This is a genomic window from Streptomyces sp. NPDC050546 (assembly GCF_044457425.1).
GTDB lineage: Bacteria > Actinomycetota > Actinomycetes > Streptomycetales > Streptomycetaceae > Streptomyces.
In genome coordinates, this window is record NZ_JBITGX010000004.1 from 265,244 (window position 1) to 288,282 (window position 23,039).

22 protein-coding genes and 3 tRNA genes are annotated in these 23,039 nt (G+C 68.8%); 18 read left to right on the forward strand and 7 right to left on the reverse strand.

The window, feature by feature from the left end; translation table 11 throughout:
* The first annotated feature begins 28 nt into the window (after window positions 1-28).
* Window positions 29-301, forward strand: coding sequence for a YrhB domain-containing protein (locus ACIBK5_RS12160; protein WP_399018731.1), 273 nt, complete (start codon window positions 29-31; stop codon window positions 299-301).
* Between the two features lie 167 nt (window positions 302-468).
* Here ACIBK5_RS12160 and ACIBK5_RS12165 read toward each other — a convergent pair whose 3' ends face one another.
* Entirely contained in the window at window positions 469-807 is a 339-nt protein-coding gene (locus ACIBK5_RS12165) for a CU044_2847 family protein (RefSeq protein WP_399018732.1), read from the reverse strand.
* Between the two features lie 37 nt (window positions 808-844).
* The gene (locus ACIBK5_RS12170; RefSeq protein WP_399018734.1) at window positions 845-3,802 is read right to left on the reverse strand and encodes a CHAT domain-containing protein; all 2,958 of its coding nucleotides are present in this window, start codon (window positions 3,800-3,802) and stop codon (window positions 845-847) included.
* A gap of 199 nt (window positions 3,803-4,001) precedes the next feature.
* Here ACIBK5_RS12170 and rox point away from each other — a divergent pair, with 199 nt between their 5' ends.
* Window positions 4,002-5,423: a rifampin monooxygenase gene (gene rox / locus ACIBK5_RS12175; protein ID WP_399019191.1), complete on the forward strand. Its 1,422-nt coding sequence runs from the start codon at window positions 4,002-4,004 to the stop codon at window positions 5,421-5,423.
* A 186-nt stretch (window positions 5,424-5,609) separates the two neighbouring features.
* Here rox and ACIBK5_RS12180 read toward each other — a convergent pair whose 3' ends face one another.
* Window positions 5,610-7,994, reverse strand: coding sequence for an MFS transporter (locus ACIBK5_RS12180; RefSeq protein WP_399018736.1), 2,385 nt, complete (start codon window positions 7,992-7,994; stop codon window positions 5,610-5,612).
* Window positions 7,995-8,220: 226 nt separating this feature from the next.
* On the opposite strand from ACIBK5_RS12180, the gene ACIBK5_RS12185 reads away from it, so the two are divergent.
* Entirely contained in the window at window positions 8,221-8,433 is a 213-nt protein-coding gene (locus tag ACIBK5_RS12185) for a hypothetical protein (RefSeq protein ID WP_399018738.1), read from the forward strand.
* A gap of 21 nt (window positions 8,434-8,454) precedes the next feature.
* Here ACIBK5_RS12185 and ACIBK5_RS12190 read toward each other — a convergent pair whose 3' ends face one another.
* On the reverse strand, window positions 8,455-9,111 hold the full coding sequence (locus tag ACIBK5_RS12190; protein WP_399018739.1) for an NAD(P)H-binding protein: 657 nt from the start codon (window positions 9,109-9,111) through the stop codon (window positions 8,455-8,457).
* Between the two features lie 244 nt (window positions 9,112-9,355).
* Window positions 9,356-10,615, reverse strand: coding sequence for an amidohydrolase family protein (locus ACIBK5_RS12195; RefSeq protein WP_399018741.1), 1,260 nt, complete (start codon window positions 10,613-10,615; stop codon window positions 9,356-9,358).
* Window positions 10,616-10,876: 261 nt separating this feature from the next.
* On the opposite strand from ACIBK5_RS12195, the gene ACIBK5_RS12200 reads away from it, so the two are divergent.
* The 9 genes from ACIBK5_RS12200 to ACIBK5_RS12240 all read left to right on the forward strand — a co-directional run bounded on the left by ACIBK5_RS12200 (window position 10,877) and on the right by ACIBK5_RS12240 (window position 16,194).
* Window positions 10,877-10,949 (forward strand) — tRNA-Thr (locus ACIBK5_RS12200).
* A 46-nt stretch (window positions 10,950-10,995) separates the two neighbouring features.
* Window positions 10,996-11,068, forward strand: a tRNA-Met gene (locus tag ACIBK5_RS12205).
* Between the two features lie 89 nt (window positions 11,069-11,157).
* On the forward strand, window positions 11,158-11,322 hold the full coding sequence (gene rpmG, locus ACIBK5_RS12210; protein ID WP_003948671.1) for a 50S ribosomal protein L33: 165 nt from the start codon (window positions 11,158-11,160) through the stop codon (window positions 11,320-11,322).
* Between the two features lie 168 nt (window positions 11,323-11,490).
* Window positions 11,491-11,943, forward strand: a complete 453-nt coding sequence (locus ACIBK5_RS12215; protein WP_215119497.1) for a MaoC family dehydratase N-terminal domain-containing protein — start codon at window positions 11,491-11,493, stop codon at window positions 11,941-11,943.
* A gap of 8 nt (window positions 11,944-11,951) precedes the next feature.
* Complete coding sequence (locus tag ACIBK5_RS12220; RefSeq protein WP_399019192.1) at window positions 11,952-12,380, forward strand: MaoC family dehydratase; 429 nt, start codon at window positions 11,952-11,954, stop codon at window positions 12,378-12,380.
* A 113-nt stretch (window positions 12,381-12,493) separates the two neighbouring features.
* Complete coding sequence (locus tag ACIBK5_RS12225) at window positions 12,494-13,048, forward strand: TetR/AcrR family transcriptional regulator (RefSeq protein ID WP_399018742.1); 555 nt, start codon at window positions 12,494-12,496, stop codon at window positions 13,046-13,048.
* A gap of 96 nt (window positions 13,049-13,144) precedes the next feature.
* A complete protein-coding gene (locus ACIBK5_RS12230; RefSeq protein ID WP_399018744.1) occupies window positions 13,145-14,581 on the forward strand; it encodes an MFS transporter in 1,437 nt (478 codons plus the stop codon).
* A 48-nt stretch (window positions 14,582-14,629) separates the two neighbouring features.
* A complete protein-coding gene (locus ACIBK5_RS12235; RefSeq protein WP_399018746.1) occupies window positions 14,630-15,010 on the forward strand; it encodes a DUF3291 domain-containing protein in 381 nt (126 codons plus the stop codon).
* Between the two features lie 128 nt (window positions 15,011-15,138).
* On the forward strand, window positions 15,139-16,194 hold the full coding sequence (locus ACIBK5_RS12240; protein ID WP_399018748.1) for a UDP-N-acetylmuramate dehydrogenase: 1,056 nt from the start codon (window positions 15,139-15,141) through the stop codon (window positions 16,192-16,194).
* A gap of 285 nt (window positions 16,195-16,479) precedes the next feature.
* Here the strand turns inward: ACIBK5_RS12240 and ACIBK5_RS12245 are convergent, their stop codons facing one another.
* Together ACIBK5_RS12245 and ACIBK5_RS12250 are read right to left on the reverse strand one after the other, a co-directional pair.
* The gene (locus ACIBK5_RS12245; protein ID WP_399018750.1) at window positions 16,480-17,511 is read right to left on the reverse strand and encodes an adenosine deaminase; all 1,032 of its coding nucleotides are present in this window, start codon (window positions 17,509-17,511) and stop codon (window positions 16,480-16,482) included.
* Between the two features lie 157 nt (window positions 17,512-17,668).
* A complete protein-coding gene (locus ACIBK5_RS12250; RefSeq protein ID WP_399018752.1) occupies window positions 17,669-18,895 on the reverse strand; it encodes a pyridoxal phosphate-dependent aminotransferase in 1,227 nt (408 codons plus the stop codon).
* 306 nt (window positions 18,896-19,201) lie between these two features.
* On the opposite strand from ACIBK5_RS12250, the gene ACIBK5_RS12255 reads away from it, so the two are divergent.
* From ACIBK5_RS12255 to ACIBK5_RS12280, 6 genes are all read left to right on the forward strand, one after another.
* A tRNA-Trp gene (locus tag ACIBK5_RS12255) sits at window positions 19,202-19,274 on the forward strand.
* Between the two features lie 108 nt (window positions 19,275-19,382).
* Window positions 19,383-19,667 carry a preprotein translocase subunit SecE gene (gene secE, locus ACIBK5_RS12260; RefSeq protein ID WP_104785540.1) on the forward strand — a complete coding sequence of 95 codons (285 nt, stop codon included), beginning with the start codon at window positions 19,383-19,385 and terminating at the stop codon, window positions 19,665-19,667.
* An 80-nt stretch (window positions 19,668-19,747) separates the two neighbouring features.
* The gene (gene nusG, locus ACIBK5_RS12265) at window positions 19,748-20,593 is read left to right on the forward strand and encodes a transcription termination/antitermination protein NusG (protein WP_399018754.1); all 846 of its coding nucleotides are present in this window, start codon (window positions 19,748-19,750) and stop codon (window positions 20,591-20,593) included.
* A 161-nt stretch (window positions 20,594-20,754) separates the two neighbouring features.
* Window positions 20,755-21,189 carry a 50S ribosomal protein L11 gene (rplK, locus tag ACIBK5_RS12270; RefSeq protein ID WP_031141270.1) on the forward strand — a complete coding sequence of 145 codons (435 nt, stop codon included), beginning with the start codon at window positions 20,755-20,757 and terminating at the stop codon, window positions 21,187-21,189.
* 76 nt (window positions 21,190-21,265) lie between these two features.
* On the forward strand, window positions 21,266-21,991 hold the full coding sequence (rplA, locus tag ACIBK5_RS12275) for a 50S ribosomal protein L1 (RefSeq protein ID WP_399018757.1): 726 nt from the start codon (window positions 21,266-21,268) through the stop codon (window positions 21,989-21,991).
* 128 nt (window positions 21,992-22,119) lie between these two features.
* Complete coding sequence (locus ACIBK5_RS12280) at window positions 22,120-22,986, forward strand: hypothetical protein (protein WP_399018759.1); 867 nt, start codon at window positions 22,120-22,122, stop codon at window positions 22,984-22,986.
* Window positions 22,987-23,039: the final 53 nt, after the last annotated feature.

Consider the following 23,039-nt stretch of genomic DNA (forward strand, 5'->3'; position numbering starts at 1 on the left):
CCTCGTCGAGCCGACGGACTGGAGACGAATGATCGAGCAGGACGAAGCCCTGCAGCTCGCGGTAGCATTTCTCGCCGCCAGCCAGCGCGACGACGAGCCGCCTCTCGCCATTGACACAGAGCGAGTCCGCGAGAACAACGGCCTCCTGATCGTGCCTTACAACTCTGTGCAGTACCTCGCCTCGCATGATGTGAGGGAGCAGCTGTTGGACTGCTGGCCCATCCTCGTCGACCTCGAACGCGGCGACGTACGGTTCGGGACCCTGGAGGAGCGGCATCTGTGGAGGAACCCGAGCATCTGACGAGGCTGTGGCTGTCCGCGACCACAGCTACGGGACAGCCCTTAGTCTCACGGGGCTGGAGCAGGAATTCCCACGATGCAGGGGCGGTCAGATGCCACTCAGCCGCCTTCTCCACCACATGGTCCAGCGCCCTAGCCAGGTAAGCAGGGCGCAGCCTCCTCAGTGGCTTATGCGGCGGGCCGCGGCTGGGCTCGATGCCAGGTGACTGTGACCGTAAAATTGGCAGTGGCGCTTGCTGCGGCAATAAACGCGCCTGCTTCGGCGTGCAGATTAAGGCCGAACTCGACTTGGACCTCGTCCGGAGACTGTGCTGCGGATTGAATATGAGAGACGACCGCATGCATGGCAGGTTGTACACGATATATGGCGTCCTCAAAGGTGCGCTGGGCGCGTTCCGAGATCTTGGATTCACGAAGTCCGCGCATCACCACCCCGGTCGGCTGGTCACTGATTTCGACGACTACTGTTCTGCCGTCTTCGGTAGGGAACTCAACAAGTCGCCCCATGGGTTCCTCCCTTTTTCTGGGAGAAGGCTAGAAATTGTTAAAACGACCACGCTGTGACGGCGCGTTGGGTGCCGGTAGCCAGGCGAGTGCCGTACGGGCTGAACGCCATCGAAAGAACAGAATCATCATGGTGTATGTCGCAAATCATATGCGTGTTGGCTGCGTCCCAAATTCGGGCTGTTCCATCATCGCTACCGGTGGCGAGTAGCGTGCTGTTCGGACTGAATGCCACTGATTTGACACCCGAATCGTGAGGCAAGTCGCATACGTGACCTGGGCTCCAAAGACGGGCCTTGTTGCCATCGCTGCCGGCGGCGACGCGTTTGCCGTCGGAACTGTATGTCACTGAATTCAAGAATCCTGTGTGATCTTCGAATATGTTTAGTGCAGTGGTGATGTGCCATACGTTGAGCCCACTCAGATCAGCAACAACCAATCGACTTCCGTCGGGACTGAAGGCCACGGACCTTACCAGTTGCTGCTCGGACCAGAAGAGTTTTTCGGCAGTGTCCGTATCCCAGATGTAAGCAAAGTCGTGAGATCCGGTGGCGAGGCAGGTTCCGTCCGGACTGAAGGCCGCTGTGGTTACTTCACTTCCTGTGGGGATGTGGCTAAGCTTTTCACCCGTGCTTGCGTTCCATATTGTGACACCTTTTCTTCCCTTGCCGGCGATGCGAGTGCCGTCCGGACTGTACGCCACAACAAATGGCGCCCACTTTTTCCCTGTCTTGATATTCAATCGTTCGTCCCCGGACATGTCGTAAACGCCAATCCTAGCCTCACCCAGAATGTCCACGGCTAGGTACTGTCCATTTGATTCCCATGCGAGGGCGCCGCAAGGGATAGTTATTTCGAGGGTTCTCGTCGGAGATGTAGACGATGAGTCACGGCCGGCGAGGCCTGCTTGTGCCATTCTCCGGTTTTCTCGGCACCAGTTGCGACGTTGTTCACTGTCCTCGAATCCTCGGCTCGCGCTTATGATAGCGTCATAGAAGTCGATCGCGACGGACCATTCCTCGGAGCGTTCGGCGGCGCGAGCGTGGGCGTACAAGCCCTCTAGGTGCGCTGAGTGTTGTACCTGTTCCACTTCCTGGCGAGCGAGGGCCGCCAGACCGTCGGGGTCGGCGGAGTCCGGGTCCAGTTGGGCGAGTTCTTCGCTGAGGTCAAGAACTGTCTGCCAACGCCCTTCATTCGCCTGAAATCGCAACTTCTCTTGGAGGCGGGTGATGCGCTGTTGGGTGCGGCAGAAGTCGCGCCGTGCGGTGGTGTCTCGGTAATCCGCCTCTTTCCGTATGATCTGCTCATAGTAATTGGCCGCTGCGGACCAATCTTCGGAGTGTTCGGCGGCGCGAGCGTGGGCGTACAAGCCCTCTAGGCGCGCTGAGTGTTGTGCCTGTTCCACTTCCTGGCGAGCGAGGGCCGCCAAGCCGTCGGGGTCGGCGGAGTCCGGGTCCAGTTGGGTGAGTTCTTCGCTGACGTGGAGGGCGGTCTGCCATCGTCCTTCGTTGGTGTGGTAGCGCAATTCCTCTTGGAGGTGGGTGATGCGCTGTTGGGTGCGGCAGAAGTCGCGCCGTGCGGAGGCGTCTCGGTAATCTGGGGCTTTAAGTATGATCTGCTCATAGCAGTTGACCGCGCTGGACCAGTCACCAGATTCCTCAGCCTCTGCTGCCCGGTCATAGAGTTGGATTAGCTGCAGTTGTTTGGCGGCCTGATCGCGCAATGTGACAGCGTCGCTACTGTCCGGGTCGAGGACGAGCAGGTCGTCAAGGAGTTCGATGGCTTTGCCGGGGTGGCCGATGCGCAACTCTGCCCTGGCCATGACGTATAGAATGCGCAATCGGGCATGGAGCTGATCGCTTTCTTCGGCTGGTTGTTTCGAGCGCTCACTCGGTGGCCCTTTAGGCAGAGTGAAAAGAAGGCTGGCGTCACCTCGTACATACAATACCGGGGTGATCCATTCAAGAGACTGGCTGGCGCCAAGCATGGATATCCTCCCACTCCTGACGGCATCGTCGACTCGGCGACTGTACGCCAGTGCGGTGTAGAATCCCTGAGCGAAGCGCACTGAAGCTCGATCACTGACTGCAAACTGCATTGCTGCCACTGCGCTGATTCCCCGGCGGACAAGGGTGGCTCCGACGCTTGAGAATCCGTCATCGACCGCACCTTGAGCGGATGCACACGAATTCAGCACCATCAGCCTAGGTGTTGGGTTGGCTTCGCTGATCAGGTCAGCCAGACGAGAGGCTTCGACCATCTGAGCGCCACCCCTTTCGCCCACCAGCGCAATCAACCCCTCTTGGGAACGTATGTCGTAGTCGCCGTGGCCTATGAAGTGGAGGACATGCCACGGGCCATCCATGAGGCGGGTTTGCAAACTTCCCCAAGTTGCGCCTGTCAACCAGACCAATTCGACCCGGCCAGCCGAGACTTGCTCTGCCAGTGCCTCTTCCAGATGTTCACGTTCTGCATCAGTGTCCAGCAGAGGGAGTCCGCGCGGAGAGGCGACTACCACCAGGATGCGCAACGGTGGCTGCACAGGCAGGGGCGTGGGAGTGTATGCAGCGGGGATGTGCCGGACCATCGGCTCATGTCGGCACACATAGGCGTCGGCGTGTGAGTCGAAAAGAATCTCCCAGGGCAGGAGCGTCAGCTCCGGTGACTCCAGCCGCAGCACTATCTGCAGTCGTTCCTGCCGCTCGCGCGCCACGCCAAGGCTCGCGCGATAGGTTCCCGAGACCGGACCGACGAAGAGTGCGTCGAACAGCTGACGTCCCATGCGCTGCACCACCTGCTCGCTCGCCGGTATCACCCGACGTGTGGCGGCTGCGGAGATCAGCACCTTGTCCTCCAACGCAGCGCGCTGCGCCAGCATGTCATCCACGTTGAGGTCGAGGCGGGCTCGGGATTCCCCGCCAGCAGCGGCCTTGACCACCCGAACTTCGTATTCGTGCGGGTGGAGCTGGCAGATCTGCAATTCCAGGACAGTGGCCATAGCCACCCCGTTCCTGGCGCACACGCGTGGCTGTACAGCCTTCCGGGAGGTTGTCCTCGCAACTGGAGGCGCTTGTCCGCCTACATCTCCATAATGCGGCGAGGCAGACCGACTCGCACGTCGACCCGATGTTGGACCTTCAACGCGCACACCCTTGTTGGTCGTGTCAGTCCGCCAGCGTTCGGTCGGGTTTGCCTCGATTGATGTGATCATTGCTGGTGGACCGACCGGTATGACGCTGGCCGCCGAGTTGCGGCTGCACGGTGTGCGCGTGGTCGTGCTGGAGAGACTGGCGGAGCCGACCGGGCAGTCGCGCGCGCTCGGGATGCACGTGCGCAGCATCGAGCTGCTGGACCAGCGCGGTCTGCTGGAGCGTTTCCTCCGGCTCGGCCGGAAACACGAGACCGGCGGGTTCTTCGCCGGCATCGGCACGTCGTGGCCCGACCGGCTGGACACCGCGCACGCGTACGTGCTCGGCATCCCGCAGAGCGTGACCGAGCGCCTGCTGACCGAGCACGCCGTCGAGATCGGCACCGAGCTCCGGCGCGGCAGCGAGCTGGCCGGGCTGAGCCAGGACGACGACGGTGTGACCGCCGAACTGGCCGACGGCACAGTGCTGCGCTCGCGCTACCTCGTCGGCTGCGACGGCGGCCGCAGCACCGTGCGCAGGCTGCTCGGCGTGGGCTTCCCCGGAGAGCCCGCCCGGCACGAGACGCTGCTGGGCGAGATGGAGTTGGCCATGCCGCCGGAGGAGTTGGCGGCCGTGGTGGCCGAAGTCCGCAGAACCGAGTGGCGGTTCGGCGCCATGCCCCTCGAAGGCGGGGCGTACCGCGTCATCGTGCCGGCCGAGGGAGTGACCGAGGACCGCACCGTTCCGCCGACCCTGGAGGAGTTCCAGGAGCGGCTGCGGCACTTCGCCGGTACCGACTTCGGCGTGCACTCGCCGCGTTGGCTGTCCCGGTTCGGCGACGCCACGCGGCTGGCCGAGCGCTACCGCGTCGGCCGGGTGCTGCTGGCCGGCGACGCGGCGCACATCCACCCGCCGACCGGCGGACAAGGGCTCAACCTCGGGATCCAGGACGCGTTCAACCTCGGCTGGAAACTGGCCGCCGAGGTGCGCGGCTGGGCACCGGAGGGGCTGCTCGACAGCTACCAGACCGAACGGCACCCGGTGGCCGCGAACGTGCTGGACAACACCCGTGCGCAGATGGAGCTGTTGCTCTCCGAGCCGGGGCCCCGGGCCGTGCGCCGACTGGTCGAGGAACTGATGGACTTCGAGGAGGTGAACCGGTACCTGATCGAGAAGGTCACCGCGATCTCGGTCCGCTACGACTTCGGCGAGGGCCATGAGCTCCTCGGCCGGCGGCTGCGGGACGTGACGCTGAAGCGCGGCCGCCTCTACGAGCTGATGCGCGGCGGCCGCGGCCTGCTGCTCGATCAGACCGGCCGGCTGTCGGTGGCGGGCTGGGCGGATCGGGTCGACCACGTCGTCGACGTCAGCGAGGAATTGGACACGCCCGCGCTACTGCTGCGACCGGACGGCCATGTGGCCTGGGTCGGCGAGGACCAGCAGGAGCTGTTCGCTCATCTGCCGAGGTGGTTCGGCATGCCAACCGGCTGAGCGGCGCTCCGGCCCCCAGACGAAACCCGGTCCGTCAGGGGGGCGGGTTTCGTCCGGGCCCCGGTGGGACGGTCCCCGAGTGGGACGTGGCAAGGGCGGCTCGCGGGACCGCTCGGCTGGTTGTGATCGCGCGGCAACCGGCCGGGCGCGTCCCGCGTGGTCAAGGGCGCGGACGCCGTCGGTCGCCTACTCACTCCCGTGGGCGAGTTCGATGTCATGGTCGTCCGCACCGGTGCCCGAGACCGACACCGACGCCGCCCGCGGCGGATACCCGGTCGCGATGACCGTGTACGCGCCGGTGTCCAGGTCGGAGAAGGCGTACGCCCCGTCGAGGCCGGTCCTGGTCGTGGCGATCACGTTGCCCGCCGCGTCCACCAGCGTCACCCGCGCGTCGCTCAACGGTGCGCCCCCTCCGCGCACCGTGCCCCGCACCTGCGCGCCGGGCCGCAGCTCGAGCTCGACCCGCGTGGTTCCGGCCCCGCCGATCTCGACGATCTGGGCCAGCGGCCGGTGCTTGGGGGAGTTGACCGCGAGGGTCACCGGGCCCGGCACCAGGTCGGTGACGGTGAACTCGCCCAGCACATCCGTCCGTCCGGTGGCCAGTACGTCCCCGCGGACGTCCGTCACGATGACCACGGCCTCGGCGACCGGCGTCCCGCTGTCCGCCGACCGCACCACACCGGCGAGCCCGCTGGTGCCGCTCAGCAGCACGTCGTATGCCACCGGCTCACCGGCCACGACGATCGTGGACGCCTGCGGCTGGTAGCCCTCCGACGAGGCGATCAGGACGTAGGAACCGGCGTCGGGAGCGTCCACGCCGTACGCCCCGTCGCCCCGCGAGACCGACCGCCCGAGCTGCTTGCCGCCGAGCGAGATCAACGTCACCGCGGCCCCGCCGACCGGCACCCGCTCGGCACCCAGGACCCGCCCCCGCACCGGGGTCCCGGCACCGGCGGACACCACCGTCTCAACGTCGGCGACAGCATGCCTTTCGACGACCGGTCCCTCGACAGCCGGCTCAACCAGAGCCGGCTGACCGGCTCCCGGCTCCGCACCAGCTCCCGGCTCCGCACCAGCTCCCGGCTCCGCACCGGCTCCCGGCTCCGCACCCTCCCCCAACTCGTCGCCCCCCGCCGGCTCCACCGCCGCCTCTCCCACCCGCTGCCGCGGAATGAACGACGCGACCACGGCGGCGAGCAACGCAGCACCGGCCCCGATGGCCAGGACGACCTTGAACCCGTTCTGGGACGGCAGGGCGGTCGGCCCGAAGGGCGTCGTCATCTGGGCCAGGATCACCCCGGCCACCGCGCTGGCCGTCGACGTACCGATGGAACGCATCAGCGTGTTGAGACTGTTCGCCGCGCCCGTCTCCGAGGCCGGTACGGCGCTCATGATGAGCGCGGGCATCGAACCGTACGTGAAGCCGATACCCGCCCCGATGACGCAGGTGACGAGCACGAAGTGCCAGAGCTCGGACATCAGCACGATGTTCAGCCCGTACCCGGCGGCCACGATCAGCGCGCCGACCATCAGGGTGACCTTCGGGCCCTTGGCCTTGGACAGAGCGGCCGAGACCGGGGCCGTGGCCATCATGACCAGGCCGGACGGGGCCATCGTCAGACCGGCGACGAGCAGCGACTCGCCCAGGCCGTAGCCGGTCGCCTCAGGCAACTGCAGGAGCTGCGGAATGACGAGGGACATCGCGAACATCGCGAACCCGACGGCGATCGAGGCGAGGTTGGTGACCAGTACCTGACGGCGGGCAGTAGTGCGCAGGTCGACCAGCGGCTCCTTGACGCGCAGCTCCCACCAGCCCCACACCAGCAGCACGACCACGGCCGCCGCGAAAAGACCGAGGGTGGTACCGCTACTCCAGCCCCAGTCGGCGCCCTTGGAGATCGCCAGCAGCAGGGACACCAGCCCCGCCGCCATGCCGATGCCGCCGACCAGGTCGAAGCGCCCGCCGGTGCGCACCTGCGACTCCGGCACGATGGCCGGTACCAGTACAAGGGCGACGGCGCCCAGCCCGGCCGAGGCCCAGAACAGGGTGTGCCAGTCGAAGTTGTCCGCGATCAGTGCGGCGGCGGGCAGTCCGAGGGCGCCTCCGACACCGAGGGAGGCGCTCATCAAAGCCGTGGCGGAGCCGAGCCGTTCGGCGGGCAGCTCGTCCCGCATGATGCTGATGCCGAGGGGGATCACGCCGGACGCGAGGCCCTGCAGTGCCCGTCCGACGATCATCGGGGCGAGCGTGTCGCTGAGCGCGGCGGTCACCGAGCCGGCCACCAGCATGACGAGGCTGACCAGGAGCATCCGGCGCTTGCCGTACATGTCGCCGAGCCGGCCCGTCACCGGGGTGGCGACGGCCGCGGCCAGCAGAGTGGCGGTGACGGCCCACGCGGTGTCCGACGCCGGGGCGTTCAGCAGCCGGGGGAGCTCCGGGACGATCGGGATGACCAGGGTCTGCATCAGCGAGACCACGATCCCGCCGAAGGCCAGGACCGCGACGACGGCGTTGGCCCGTGGTGCCGCGGGCTTCCCGTCGTCGGCGGGTCGGGGAAGGGCGTGGGACATGGCCGGGCCTCCGTAGGGGCGTCAGTCAGGGACAGCGCGACCCGACAAAACTAAGTCCATTGATTGACTTAAGCAACCGGAATCCCGGGAGGGCGCGGTGAGCGAAGGCGGAACGCGCGGAGCACGAGCAATGGAGGGAGTCGGCGCCGCAGCAGGGAAGGGGAAGGGCGCGGAGCAGGGGAGGAGGGCAGGCATACTCGGGCCGCGCGCGCGGCACACTGGCCCCATGTCCTCCCGCCGCAGAATCTGCCCCGTGTGCCGCCGTGAGATCGCCGTCGTCGCGGGGCGGTACGCGCGCCACGACCCGCCGGGCGCCCGGGAGCACGGCGAACTCACCTCGTGCCCGGGCTCCCGTCGTCAGGCCCTGCTCGGCGCGGAGCAGCCGTCCCTCGACGGCTACGCGGTGCCCGAATTCCCCGGCCAACTGCCCCTGTTCTAGGGAAACTCCGCCTCGGCAGCGTCAGTTCCCCGCCACCGACTTCACTGCCACGGACACTGGCGCCGGTCCGCTGATCAGCTCCAGGGTGAGCCCGGACGTCGCTGGGGTGTCCACCAACTCCGCCAGTACGGCGGCCACGTCGGCACGCGGAATCGGCCCGCGGCCCGTGCGCGCCTCCAGGCGGACGAGACCGGTGCCGGCGTCGTCGGTGAGCTGACCGGGCCGCAGGATCGTCCAGTCCAGGGCGTTCAGACCGCGCACGTACGCGTCCGCCTCGCCCTTGGCGCGCAGATACACGTCGAAGATCTCGTCACCCTCGTGCCGCGGGTCGGCGCCCATGGACGACACGACCACGAGGCGCCGTACGCCCGCCTTCACCGCCGCGTCCGCGAAAAGGACCGCCGCGGCCTTGTCCACCGTGTCCTTGCGGGCCGCCCCGCTGCCCGGGCCCGCGCCCGCCGCGAAGACCGCCGCGTCGGCACCCCGCAGCCGCTCCGCGACCTCGTCCACGGACGCCGACTCCAGGTCGAGCACGACCGGTTCGGCACCGGCCTCCCGCAGATCGTCGGCCTGTTCGGCCTTACGGATGATCCCCGCTACTTCGTCCCCGCGCGCGGCGAGCAGCCGCTCCAGCCGCAACGCGATCTGACCATGACCACCAGCGATGACAATGCGCATGCCTTCGACCGTACGCCCGGACGCCCCCATCCGCCGCACGACTTCGGCCGCGCCCCACCGACCCCCGCCTCCACCGAGCCTCGCCCGGCCGCCCCCCGCCCCCCGCCCCCCGCCCCCCGCCTCCAACGACCCCTGCCTCCACCGACCCCCGCCCTACTGACTCAAGCCCTCCCGCGCTCCACGCCGCCCCGTCCCACGACCGTCCCACGACCGGCCCCCGGCTCCCGGCCCCCGGCTCCCAGCCCTACGACACCTCGCCCCGCCCCTGCCGCGGCAACCCCAGTTCCGCCGAAGCCGCCGAATCGCAGTACTCCCGGACCGCGCTGGTCCGCGCCACCACACGCCCCCGGTGCACCACCACCCGGCTGTACGCCAGTGACAGCACCCCCGCCAGCCCGTCCCCGCGCACCGCGAGCAGTTCGGCCGGGAAGCCCGCCTCCACGCGCACCTCGGGCAGCCCCAGCACCGCCCGCGCCGACCCGCTCACCGCGTCGTAGGCCTCCTCGGGCGCCAGCCCGTAGCGCGAGGCCAGCAGGAACGCCGCCTCCAGCGGGTCGCCGCGCCCTACGGGGTTCGACACGTCCCGCAGCGCCCCGCTCCCGGCGGCCACCCGGACCCCGGCCGCGCGCAGCAGCCGTACCGGAGCCGCCCCCCGCCGGTCCACGCCGCCGCAGCCGCCCTGCGGCAGGCACACCACCGCCACCCCCGCCGCCGCGAGCTGGTCGGCGGTCCGCGAGGCCACCTCGGTGGGCAGCCGCCCGAGGTCGCCGCACGGGCTCAGGGTCACGCCGGGGCGCAGTCCGCCCGCCATCGCGGCGAGCCGGGCCAGCCGCGCCGGATCCCCGGCGTCCGTGTGCAGGTCGACGGGACAGCCGTGCTCGGAGGCCACCTCCAGGACCGCCTCCACATACCCCGTGGGATCCGGATCGAGATCGGGGCGGCCGCCCACCACCGAGGCGCCCATCTTCACCGCGTCCCGCAGCACCGCCAGCCCGTCCGCCCCGGCCACCCCGGTCAGCACACGCGGCATCGCCACCGTCGTCAGCTCGGCCAGTCCCCGCAGGGCCCGCCGCGCCTGCAACACGGCCTCCAGCGCGCCGAGTCCCTGGACGTCCCCCACGCGCACGTGGGCCCGCAGGGCGGTCGCCCCGTGCCCGAGCTGGAGCAGCGCGGCCTCGGTCGCCCGGCGCTGCACGTCCTGCGGCTCGTGAGGGACCGGCCCCTCGGTGTCGGCCGACAGGGCCGTGTCGGCGTGAGCGTGCGGTTCGGCCGGGGCCGGCAGGAGCAGATAGCCGCCGAGGTCCACCCGCGCCCCGCACGCGCGCGTGCCGCCCGCCGTCAGGCTGCCGGCCGTCCCGACCGCCTCGATGTGCCCGCCGCCCAGCCGTACGTCCACGGTCCGGCCGTCGGTGAGCCGCGCCCCGCACAGCAGCAGCGACGCCGGGTCGGCCGGACCCGGCGAGGACGACGGGGGCGGTGGCGGCTGCGGCTGGCTGTCGGGCATCGCGCTCCAGGGGCTCGGGCTTGCGCACGGGAGGACGCATGATCACGCAGAGTGAGTCGAGCCTAGGACGGCCTCCCGCCCATGGCGGGGAGGAGCGCAATAGTCGTACCGGTGTGGCCCGCTGTGCGGAGGGGAAGCGGGAGGGCAGCGGAGGGGAAGGCGCTCGCGAGGCCGCCGGCAGGACGGTCCGAGCGCCCGCGCTGGGTACCCCGAAACGGATTTGGGTGAACGGCTTCCGACCGTGTAATGTCTTCATCGCTCGCCCCAATAGCTCAGTCGGCAGAGCGTCTCCATGGTAAGGAGAAGGTCAACGGTTCGATTCCGTTTTGGGGCTCTGGTGTGTGAGGTTCCCGTCGCGAGGCGGGACCCGATCGCATCACAGCGGTGTAGCTCAGTCGGTAGAGCAAGCGGCTCATAATCGCTGTGTCACCGGTTCAAGTCCGGTCACCGCTACTGACAGTAGCCGATTGCGGGGTCGGTCCTTCGATCGGCTACTCTTTTATGCGTTAAACCATCCCATCCGTTCGTCAAGGAGCACTCACGTGGCTGCCACCGACGTCCGCCCGAAGATCACGCTGGCCTGCGTGGAGTGCAAGGAGCGGAACTACATCACCAAGAAGAACCGGCGTAACAACCCGGACCGTCTTGAGATGAAGAAGCACTGCCCGCGTTGCAACGCGCACACCGCGCACCGCGAAACGCGATAAATCAGGCTCGTACACGAGGCCGCTCCCGAGTGATCGGGGGCGGCCTCGCGTCGTTGAATGACCCGTACCGGTCAGTAGAGCGACCCGGTCAGTAGAGCGACCCGGTCAATAGAGCGACCCGGTCAGTAGAGCAACCCGGTCAGTAGAGCAACCAGGAGGTGCCGAGCCATGGCGCTCGACCAGTCCTTCGTCGGGCGGACGTACCCGCCCACCGCGCCCTACGAAGTGGGCCGGGAGAAGATCCGTGAGTTCGCCGAGGCGGTCGGGGACGCCAACCCGGCGTACACGGACGCGGAGGCGGCCAAGGAACTCGGCCACCCCGATGTGATCGCGCCGCCGACCTTCGTCTTCTCGATCACCTTCAAGGCCGCCGGCCAGGTCGTCCAGGACCCCCAGCTCGGCCTGGACTACAGCCGGGTGGTGCACGGCGACCAGAAGTTCGCCTACCGCCGCCCGGTCCGCGCCGGCGACCGGCTCACGGTCACCTCGACCATCGAGGCCGTCAAGTCCCTCGCGGGCAACGACATCCTGGACATCCGCGGTGAGGTCCACGACGAGGCCGGCGAGCACGTCGTCACCGCTTGGACCAAGCTTGTGGCCCGCGCGGCCGAGGAGGCGTGAGCGATCCCATGACGGCGAAGATCTCCTACTCCGACGTCGAGGTCGGCACCGAACTCCCCGCGCAGACCTTCCCCGTGACCCGCGCGAACCTCGTCCAGTACGCGGGTGCCTCCGGCGACTTCAACCCGATCCACTGGAACGAGAAGTTCGCCAAGGAGGTCGGCCTGCCGGACGTCATCGCGCACGGCATGTTCACCATGGCCGAGGCGATCCGCGTGGTCACCGACTGGGCCGGCGACCCGGGCGCGGTCGTCGAGTACGGCGTCCGCTTCACCAAGCCGGTCGTCGTCCCGAACGACGACGAGGGCGCCCTGATCGAGGTCGCCGCCAAGGTCGCGGCCAAGCTGGACGACAACACCGTCCGCGTGGACCTGACGGCGACCAGCGCGGGACAGAAGGTGCTGGGTATGTCGCGGGCGGTCGTGCGGCTGGCCTGAGCCGGCGAAACCAGTGACGGGTAAGGGGTGCTCTCCATTGCGGGGCGCCCCTTACGCGTAAGGAGCCACGGGCCCCCTTGACGTAGTTAGTGATTGAGTACTAACTTATTTCCATGGCCAGGATGAGTGCGGAGGAGAGGCGCGAGAGCGTCATTCGTGCGGCGACGACCGAGTTCGCGCGCGGCGGCTACCACGGCACGTCGACCGAGGCGATCGCCCGCCGGGTCGGCGTCTCGCAGCCGTATCTGTTCCGGCTTTTCCCGGGCAAGAAGGCGATCTTCCTGGCGGCGGCCGAGCGGTGCGTCGAGGACACCATCCGGATGTTCGCGGAGGCCACCGAGGGGCTGGAGGGCGAAGAGGCCCGCCACGCCATGGGCGGTGCGTACATCGAGGCCATCTCCGAACAGCCCGAGCGGCTGATGATGCAGATGCAGATGTACCTCGCCGTGGCAGCCGCCGAAGAAGAAGGGGACCGCGAGTTCGGTGAGGCCGTGCGTACGGGCTGGATGCGGCTGTGGGACACCATCCACCTGCCGCTGGGCGCCGACGCTCATGAGACGACGGCCTTCCTGGCTCAGGGCATGCTCATCAACTGCCTGACGGCCATGGGGTTCCCGGCCGATCACCGGGTCTGGGCGGGGCTTGGCCCCTCGGAGCCCGACAGCTGACACATCAGGGTGAGGACTGCCGGCCCCTTTTCGTGACCTCGAAAGTTAGTAATCAATAACTAATCGATCAAGGCAACACACACTCCTGGGGGAGCGATGTCACAGCAGACCGCACGTCGCGGGGGAGCCGCCTGGGCCCTCGTCATCACCAGCGTCGCCGGATTCATGGCGGCTCTCGACAACCTCGTCGTCACCACCGCCCTCCCCTCCATCCGCGAGGACCTCGGCGGCGCCCTGCACGATCTGGAATGGACCGTGAGCGCCTACACGCTCACCTTCGCCGTCCTGCTGATGTTCGGCGCGGCCCTCGGCGACCGTTTCGGCCGCCGCCGGCTCTTCATGGTGGGACTCGCCGTCTTCACCGGGGCCTCCGCCGCGGCGGCCATGGCACCCGGAATCGACTCCCTCATCGCCGCCCGTGCGGTCCAGGGCGCCGGCGCGGCCGTCATGATGCCGCTGACGCTCACCCTGCTGACCGCCGCCGTACCCGAGGCCAAACGGGGCATGGCGTACGGCATCTGGGGCGCCGTCAACGGGCTGGCGGTCGCCTCCGGACCGCTGGTCGGCGGCACCCTCACCGAACACATCTCCTGGCAGTGGATCTTCTGGCTGAACGTCCCGCTGGGCCTGGCCCTGCTGCCGCTCGCCCGCCTCCGCCTCGCCGAGTCGCACGGCACCGGCTCCCCGCTCGACGTCCCCGGCACCCTGCTCGCCAGCGGCGGTCTCTTCGGGATCGTCTACGGCCTGGTCCGCGGCCCCGTCGACGGCTGGACCGGCTCGCTGGTCCTGACGGGCCTGTTCGCCGGCACCGCACTGCTCGTGGGCTTCGTCCTCTACAGCACGCGCGCCAAGAACCCCATGCTTCCGATGCGGCTCTTCCGCTCCCGGGCCTTCTCCGGCATCAACGCGGCGAGCCTGCTGATGTTCCTCGGTATGTTCGGCTCGATCTTCCTGCTCAGCCAGTACATGCAGGGCGTCCTCGGCTACTCGCCCACCGAGGCGGGCCTCAGGATGCTGCCCTGGACCGGTATGCCGATGCTGGTCGCCCCGATCGCCGGCATCCTCGCCGACCGCATCGGCGGCCGCCCGGTCGTCGCCGCCGGTCTGTTCCTGCAGGCCCTGGGCCTGGGCTACATGTCGGTCGTGGCCACGGCGGACGCCTCCTACACCGCCCAGCTGCCCGCCCTGATCGTCAGCGGCATCGGCATGGCCCTGTACTTCGCCCCCGCCGCGCACCTGGTGATGGCCAGCGTCCGGCCCCAGGAGCAGGGCATCGCCTCCGGTGCGAACAACGCCCTGCGCGAGGTGGGCGGAGCGCTCGGCATCGCCGTCATGGCGTCGATCTTCGCGGCCCAGGGCGGCTACGAATCCGGCCAGACCTTCGTCGACGGCATGCGGCCTGCCCTGGTGACGGGCTCGGCGGTGGTCGGCCTCGCGGGCATCGCGGCCCTGCTGATCCCGACCCGGCGGCACACGGAGCGGCAGGCGGCCGCCGCCGAACCGGCGCCCGTCCTGGAGACCGCTTCCCGCTGAGACCAGAAGGCCTGACCACCAGGTTCGACGACCGAAGGAGGAACAGTCATGCCCACCCTGCCCTGGACCGTCCCGAACACTCCGCCCGACGGCACCGAGGTGCACGTCTTCGCCTCCCGATTCGAGACCCGCACCCTGTGGGGAGCGCTCAAGTTCCTCGCAGGTACGCCCGCCGTCTGGCGGCAGGTGAGCCGGAGCCCGGGCGCCTACGGGGCCACCCTGAAGGCGCAGCCCCTCAAGCGGACCTTCTGGACGCTGTCCGCCTGGGAGTCGAAGGACGCGCTCCGCGACTTCGTCCGCTCGGGCGCCCACGGGCCGGCCGCCCGGGGCCTCGCCCCGCAGATGGCGGACGCGGCGTTCACCACCTGGCAGGCGAAGAGCGAGGAGCTCCCGCTCTCCTGGTCCGAGGCGATACGACGCCTGTCATGACAGCCACGCGCGCGTGCGGCCCTCTTCCTCGCGAAGGCGGCCGCACGTACGCGTGCCCGAGTCCTCGCGAAGGCGGCCGCACGTACGCGTGCCCGAGCCTGTCAGTGCCGTCTCGTACTCTTGAGCCCGTGCAGGAACTCCACGACGCCCCCCTCGCCCCGCTGACCACCTTCCGGCTGGGCGGTCCCGCCACCCGGCTGATCACCGCGACGACGGACGACGAGGTGATCGCCGCCGTCCGCGAAGCCGACGAGGCGGGCACCCCCCTGCTGCTCATCGGCGGCGGCTCGAACCTGGTCATCGGCGACAAGGGCTTCGAGGGCACCGCCCTGGTCATCGCCACCCAGGGCTTCTCCCTCGACGGCACGCGGCTGGAGCTGGCCGCCGGCGAGGTGTGGACCGACGCCGTAGCCCGCACGGTGGAGGCGGGCCTCGCCGGCGTCGAGTGCCTGGCCGGCATCCCCGGCTCGGCGGGCGCGACCCCGATCCAGAACGTCGGGGCGTACGGCCAGGAGGTCTCCTCGACGATCACCGAAGTCCTCGCGTACGACCGCCGGACCGGCGAGACGGTCATCCTGGCCAACGAGGACTGCGCCTTCTCCTACCGCCACAGCCGCTTCAAGTCCGACCCGGAGCGATTCGTGGTGCTGCGCGTGCGCTTCGCCCTGGAGGACGCGGGCGGCCTCTCCGCCCCCCTCCGCTACGCCGAGACGGCCCGCGCCCTCGGTGTCGAGGCGGGCGACCGCGTCCCGCTCTCATCTGCCCGTGACACGGTGCTCAAGCTGCGCTCCGGCAAGGGCATGGTCCTGGACGCCGAGGACCACGACACCTGGTCGGCCGGCTCCTTCTTCACCAACCCGATCCTCACGGACACCGACTTCGCGACGTTCCGCAGGCGCGTGAAGCAACGCCTGGGCGACGACGCCGAGCCCCCCGCCTACCCGGCGGGGGAGGGCCACACCAAGACCTCCGCCGCCTGGCTGATCGACAAGGCGGGCTTCACCAAGGGGTACGGCGACGGCCCCGCCCGCATCTCCACGAAGCACACCCTGGCCCTCACCAACCGGGGGAGTGCGACCACGGAGGACCTCCTCACCCTGGCCCGTGAGGTCGTGGCCGGGGTCCACGAGGCCTTCGGCGTCACACTGGTCAACGAGCCGGTGACGGTCGGGGTCAGCCTGTAGGCGCTCGGCGTCGGGGCTGGGGCCGGGGTGGGTGCGCAGCCCGGCGTTGCGGGGTGCCGCTGCGCCCACCCGTGCCGCCCTTAGCGGCACGCATGCCCGCAGCGGGGGCGGGAGCATGCGCGCAGCGGCGGGCGCCGGACGGACGCAAGGGGCCGTGTCGGGGGGTGTTCGCCCGCAGTGGTTGGCGCGTCAACGGGCAGTGAGTCGGTTCGCAAGTCCATCGCGCCAATCCGAGGACGGACACCCCCCGGCGCGGCCCCGACCCACCACCACCGCGCAGGCGCGCTACGACACCAACCAGTCGTCCACCCCCGCCAGCAGCTTCGTCTTCACATCCTCCGGCGCCGCCGACCCCCGGACCGACTGTCGGGCCACCTCCGCCAACTCCGCGTCCGTGAACCCGTGATGCTGCCGGGCGATCTCGTACTGCGCCGCCAGCCGGGACCCGAACAGCAGCGGATCGTCCGCGCCCAGAGCCATCGGGACACCCGCCTCGAACAGAGTCCGCAGTGGCACGTCCTCCGGCTTCTCGTAGACACCGAGCGCCACGTTCGACGCCGGGCACACCTCACACGTCACGCCCCGGTCGGCCAGACGCTTCAGCAGCCGCGGATCCTCCGCCGCCCGGACCCCGTGTCCCACCCGGTTCGCACCCAGGTCGTCCAGACAGTCCCGCACCGACGACGGCCCCGTCAGCTCACCCCCGTGCGGCGCCGACAGCAGCCCGGCCTCCCGCGCGATACCGAACGCCCGGTCGAAGTCCCGCGCCATCCCCCGGCGTTCGTCGTTCGAGAGCCCGAAACCGACCACGCCCCGATCCACGTACCGCACCGCCAGCCGGGCCAGCGTGCGCGCGTCCAGCGGGTGCTTCATCCGGTTTGCCGCGACCAGGACCCGCATACCGAGCCCCGTCTCACGGGACGTCGTCTCCACCGCGTCGAGGATGACCTCCAGCGCCGGGATCAGACCCCCCAGCCGCGGTGCGTACGACGTCGGGTCGACCTGGATCTCCAGCCACCCCGACCCGTCCCGCAGATCCTCCTCCGCGGCCTCCCGCACCAGCCGCTGGATGTCCTCCGGCTCCCGAAGACACGAGCGCGCCGCGTCGTACAGCCGCTGAAAGCGGAACCAGCCCCGCTCGTCCGTCGCCCGCAGTCTCGGCGGCTCCCCGCTGACCAGCGCCTCGCTCAGCGCGTCGGGCAGCCGCACCCCGTACTTGTCGGCCAGTTCCAGCACGGTCGAGGGCCGCATCGACCCGGTGAAGTGCAGGTGCAGATGGGCTTTCGGCAGTTCAGAGACATCACGTACACGCTCCATCCCAGGATCCTGCCGTATGCCTCAGCCGTCCCGACAGCGTTTTCCCCGAACGTGGTCTTGCTCGCACGCCCTCACGACAACACACGCACACGAGAAAGCGAGCCGCTCCCCACAAGGGGAACGGCCCGCTTCAACCTACTCACGTGAGCAGGCTGGATCAGTCCCTGGCCTCCGCCAGCAGCTTCTGAATCCGGCTCACGCCCTCGACGAGATCCTCGTCACCCAGCGCGTACGACAGCCGCAGATACCCGGGCGTGCCGAACGCCTCACCCGGCACCACCGCGACCTCGGACTCCTCCAGGATCAGCGCGGCCAGCTCGACCGTGTCCTTGGGCCGGCGCCCCCGGATCTCCTTGCCGACCAGCGCCTTCACCGACGGGTACGCGTAGAACGCGCCCTCCGGCTCCGGGCACACCACGCCGTCGATCTCGTTCAGCATCCGCACGATGGTCTTGCGGCGCCGGTCGAACGCCTCACGCATCTTCGCGACGGCGTCCAGGTCACCGGAGACGGCGGCCAGCGCGGCCACCTGCGCCACGTTGGACACGTTCGAGGTGGCGTGGGACTGCAGGTTCGTCGCGGCCTTGACCACGTCCTTCGGGCCGATGATCCACCCGACCCGCCAGCCGGTCATCGCGTACGTCTTCGCGACACCGTTGACAACGACGCACTTGTCGCGCAGCTCGGGCACCACGGCCGGCAGCGACACGGCGGAGGCGTCGCCGTAGACCAGGTGCTCGTAGATCTCGTCGGTCAGCACCCACAGACCGTGCTCGGCGGCCCAGCGGCCGATGGCCTCGGTCTCCTGCTCGCTGTAGACAGCACCGGTCGGGTTCGACGGCGAGACGAACAGGACGACCTTCGTCTTCTCCGTACGGGCCGCCTCCAGCTGCTCCACGGACACCCGGTAGCCGGTCGTCTCGTCGGCGACGACCTCCACCGGGACACCCCCGGCCAGCCGGATCGACTCCGGGTACGTCGTCCAGTACGGCGCGGGCACGATGACCTCGTCGCCCGGGTCCAGGATCGCGGCGAAGGCCTCGTAGATGGCCTGCTTGCCACCGTTGGTGACAAGGATCTGCGAGGCGTCGACCTCGTAGCCGGAGTCGCGCAGCGTCTTCGCGGCGATCGCGGCCTTCAGCTCGGGCAGACCGCCGGCCGGCGTGTAGCGGTGGAACTTCGGGTTCTTGCAGGCCTCGATCGCGGCCTCGACGATGTAGTCCGGGGTCGGGAAGTCGGGCTCACCGGCGCCGAAGCCGATCACCGGCCGCCCGGCGGCCTTGAGTGCCTTGGCCTTGGCGTCCACGGCGAGGGTGGCGGACTCGGAGATCGCGCCGACTCGGGCGGAGACCCGGCGCTCGGTGGGAGGGGTTGCAGGGCTCATGGGCCCCATCGTTTCAGACCGGAAACGCTCGCGGCACGGGGGTTTCACAGACTGAACAACGTCGGGCAAACCCCTGAACAACAGTACGGATCGGCCGCCCGGCCTGGGCGATCTTCAGCCTGAGGCCCGCCGTCCGCTCCCCGCCCCGGGGGCGATCTTGCGCCAACGAGGCCTCCTGCGGGCCCTTTCTGTTCGACGACCGGCCGCGGAGCACGTACACTCTCACCTCGTTGGCCTTCAGCAGGCCGCGCCCGTTCGGTGCACACCACGCATCCGGATGGATGCGGTACGTTGGGGAACACACAAAGGGTCGTAGCTCAATTGGTAGAGCACTGGTCTCCAAAACCAGCGGTTGGGGGTTCAAGTCCCTCCGGCCCTGCTACACACACCTTCGCCAGGATGTGTGCGCATGTACGTACAGCAATGCACCGCCGTGCGGCTCAGACCGGGCGCGGCACGGCCACGACCCGGAATCAGGTGAGGACGAGTGACGGACGCCGTGGGCTCCATCGACATGCCTGATGCCCAGGATGAGGCGCCGGAGTCCAAGAAGGCCCGCAAGGGCGGCAAGCGCGGCAAGAAGGGCCCGCTGAAGCGCCTGGCCCTCTTCTACCGCCAGATCGTCGCGGAGCTGCGCAAGGTCGTCTGGCCGACGCGCAACCAGCTCACGACGTACACGACCGTGGTGATCATCTTCGTCGTCATCATGATCGGCCTGGTCACCGTGATTGACTATGGACTCAGCAACGCCGCCAAGTACGTGTTCGGCTGAGCAGCCCGCGAAGAGCGCCGAGGTACCCGGCGCTCCTTTCGCATGTTCCACCCCTATGTATCCAGGAAGAAGCAGCCACCGTGTCTGACCCGAACGTGAACGACGCCATCGAGCCTGTCGAGTCCGTCGAGGACGAGCTCGACACCGTCGAGGGCGCGGACAGCGAGGACACCGAGACCTCCGCCGAGGTCGAGGCTGCCGACGCCGTCGCGGACGACGACGCCGAAGCGGAGTCGGAGGACGGCGAAGAGGAGTCCGAGGACGGCGAAGAGGCCGCGGAAGAACTCGAGGAAGAGCCCGAGGACGACCGTGACCCGATCGAGAAGCTTCGCGAGGAACTGCGGGTCCTGCCCGGCGAGTGGTACGTGATCCACACCTACGCCGGCTACGAGAACCGCGTGAAGACCAACCTCGAGCAGCGCGCCGTCTCGCTCAACGTCGAGGACTACATCTTCCAGGCCGAGGTGCCGCAGGAAGAGGTCGTCCAGATCAAGAACGGCGACCGCAAGACGATCAAGCAGAACAAGCTCCCCGGCTACGTCCTCGTCCGCATGGACCTGACGAACGAGTCCTGGGGCGTCGTCCGCAACACCCCCGGCGTCACCGGCTTCGTGGGCAACGCCTACGACCCGTACCCGCTGACCCTGGACGAGATCGTCAAGATGCTCGCCCCCGAGGCCGAGGAGAAGGCCGCCCGCGAGGCCGCCGAGGCCGAGGGCAAGCCGGCTCCGGCCCGCAAGGTCGAGGTCCAGGTGCTGGACTTCGAGGTCGGCGACTCGGTCACCGTCACCGACGGCCCGTTCGCCACGCTGCAGGCGACCATCAACGAGATCAACCCGGACTCGAAGAAGGTCAAGGGCCTCGTCGAGATCTTCGGCCGCGAGACGCCGGTCGAGCTCTCCTTCGACCAGATCCAGAAGAACTAGCGGACACCAGCTTCCGAGCAGGTCAGACGGGCTCCTGGAGCCTGCCTGACCTGCTCGGTTTTTGGCCGCACATGGATACCCGTTATCGTTGTGCGGTATGCCTCCAGCCGGATGATCCGGTTCGGAGGCTGGAAAACTCTCACTAGGACCCGGAGAGAGCAATGCCTCCCAAGAAGAAGAAGGTCACGGGGCTCATCAAGCTCCAGATCCAGGCCGGTGCGGCCAACCCGGCTCCGCCGGTCGGCCCCGCGCTGGGCCAGCACGGCGTCAACATCATGGAGTTCTGCAAGGCCTACAACGCCGCGACCGAGTCGCAGCGTGGCTGGGTCATCCCGGTGGAGATCACGGTCTACGAGGACCGTTCCTTCACCTTCATCACCAAGACCCCGCCGGCCGCCAAGATGATCCTGAAGGCCGCGGGCATCGAGAAGGGCTCGGGCGAGCCGCACAAGACCAAGGTCGCGAAGATCACGCGTGACCAGGTCCGTGAGATCGCCACGACCAAGATGCCCGACCTCAACGCCAACGACCTGGACGCCGCCGCGAAGATCATCGCCGGCACCGCCCGCTCCATGGGCGTCACGGTCGAGGACTGAGCCCCAACTCCATCAGCAGAAGTGGCAGGGCCCGCTCGGCCCGGACCACGACTCCTAAGAATCCACAGGAGCAGTAGTGAGCAAGCGCAGCAAGTCCCTTCGCGCTGCGGACGCCAAGATCGACCGGGAGAAGCTCTACGCCCCGCTCGAGGCCGTCCGTCTCGCCAAGGAGACCTCCACGTCGAAGTTCGACGGCACCGTCGAGGTCGCCTTCCGCCTGGGTGTCGACCCGCGCAAGGCCGACCAGATGGTCCGTGGCACCGTGAACCTCCCGCACGGCACCGGTAAGACCGCCCGGGTCCTGGTCTTCGCGACCGGTGACCGTGCCGAGGCCGCACTCGCCGCGGGCGCCGACATCGTCGGCTCCGACGAGCTGATCGACGAGGTGTCGAAGGGCCGTCTGGACTTCGACGCCGTCGTCGCCACCCCGGACCTCATGGGCAAGGTCGGCCGCCTCGGCCGCGTGCTCGGCCCGCGTGGTCTGATGCCGAACCCGAAGACCGGCACCGTCACCCCCGATGTCACCAAGGCTGTCAACGACATCAAGGGCGGCAAGATCGAGTTCCGCGTCGACAAGCACTCGAACCTGCACTTCATCATCGGCAAGACGTCGTTCGACGACACCAAGCTGGTGGAGAACTACGGCGCGGCGCTGGAGGAGATCCTCCGTCTGAAGCCGTCCGCCGCCAAGGGCCGTTACATCAAGAAGGCCGCCATCAGCACCACGATGGGCCCCGGCATTCCGCTGGACTCGAACCGCACCCGCAACCTCCTCGTCGAGGAGGACCCGGCGGCGGTCTGAGCCTGACGGCTCGCCCAACCGGTCACGGGCCCCGCACCTCTCACAGGTGCGGGGCCCGTTCCCTTTTCCGGTGCGTACGCCGGTGGCCTGGGTTAACGTGCGGGAACCGGATGCGAACGGGGGGACGTATGCAGGGCACGACCGTGCGCCGCGTGGGCCAGGTGCTCGCGGTGGCGACCGCGCTGACGGGGGTGGCCGCCTGCACCTTCTCGGACTCCTCCGACCGCCCGGGCAAGGACGACCGTGCCGTGAGCGGCAGCACCCTGGCGGCCCTGCGCTCCGCCGAACGGGCCACCGCACGGGCCGAGTCCGCCCGCGTCGAGTCCACGACGACCATGGGCTCGCTGATGTCCATGACCGCCGGCGGCGCCCTCGGCTGGAGCGACGGCATCACCGGCACCCTCACCATCACCTACACCGGCGGCACGATCGCCGACACCATGCGCAAGCTCGGCACCACCTCGATGGAGGCCCGCTACCTGCCCGACGCGTACTACGCGCGCATGGGCGACAAGTTCGCCGAGCAGACCGGTGGCAGGCACTGGATCAGGTACGCGTACGACGATCTCGAAGCCCTCACCGGCGGCTCCGGGGCCCACCTCGGCGACCAGATGCGCAGCACCACGCCCAACCAGTCCGTGAAACTCCTGCTGGCCTCGGGGGACGTCCGGAAGATCGGCGAGGAGACCATACGCGGCCGGGCCGCCACCCATTACTCCGGCACCGTGGCCACGGCGGACGTCACCGACGACGGCCTGAAGAAGCAGCTCACCGAGGCCGGCGTCACCACCGAGACCGTCGACATCTGGATCGACGAGCGGAACCTTCTGGTCAAGAAGGTGGAGAAGGCGCGGATGACCGCGGGCCGGATGACCCAGACCGCGCACTACCGCGACTACGGCGTGCGGGTCCGGGCCCAGCGGCCCCCGCTGTCCGACACCGGTGACTTCGAGGACCTGATGCGGAAGAAGGCCGGTACAGCCGGTAAGCCCTGAGGTTGCCGTGAATTCGGTTAGATCACTTGTGCCCCCTGGGGTAGGCTCACGGC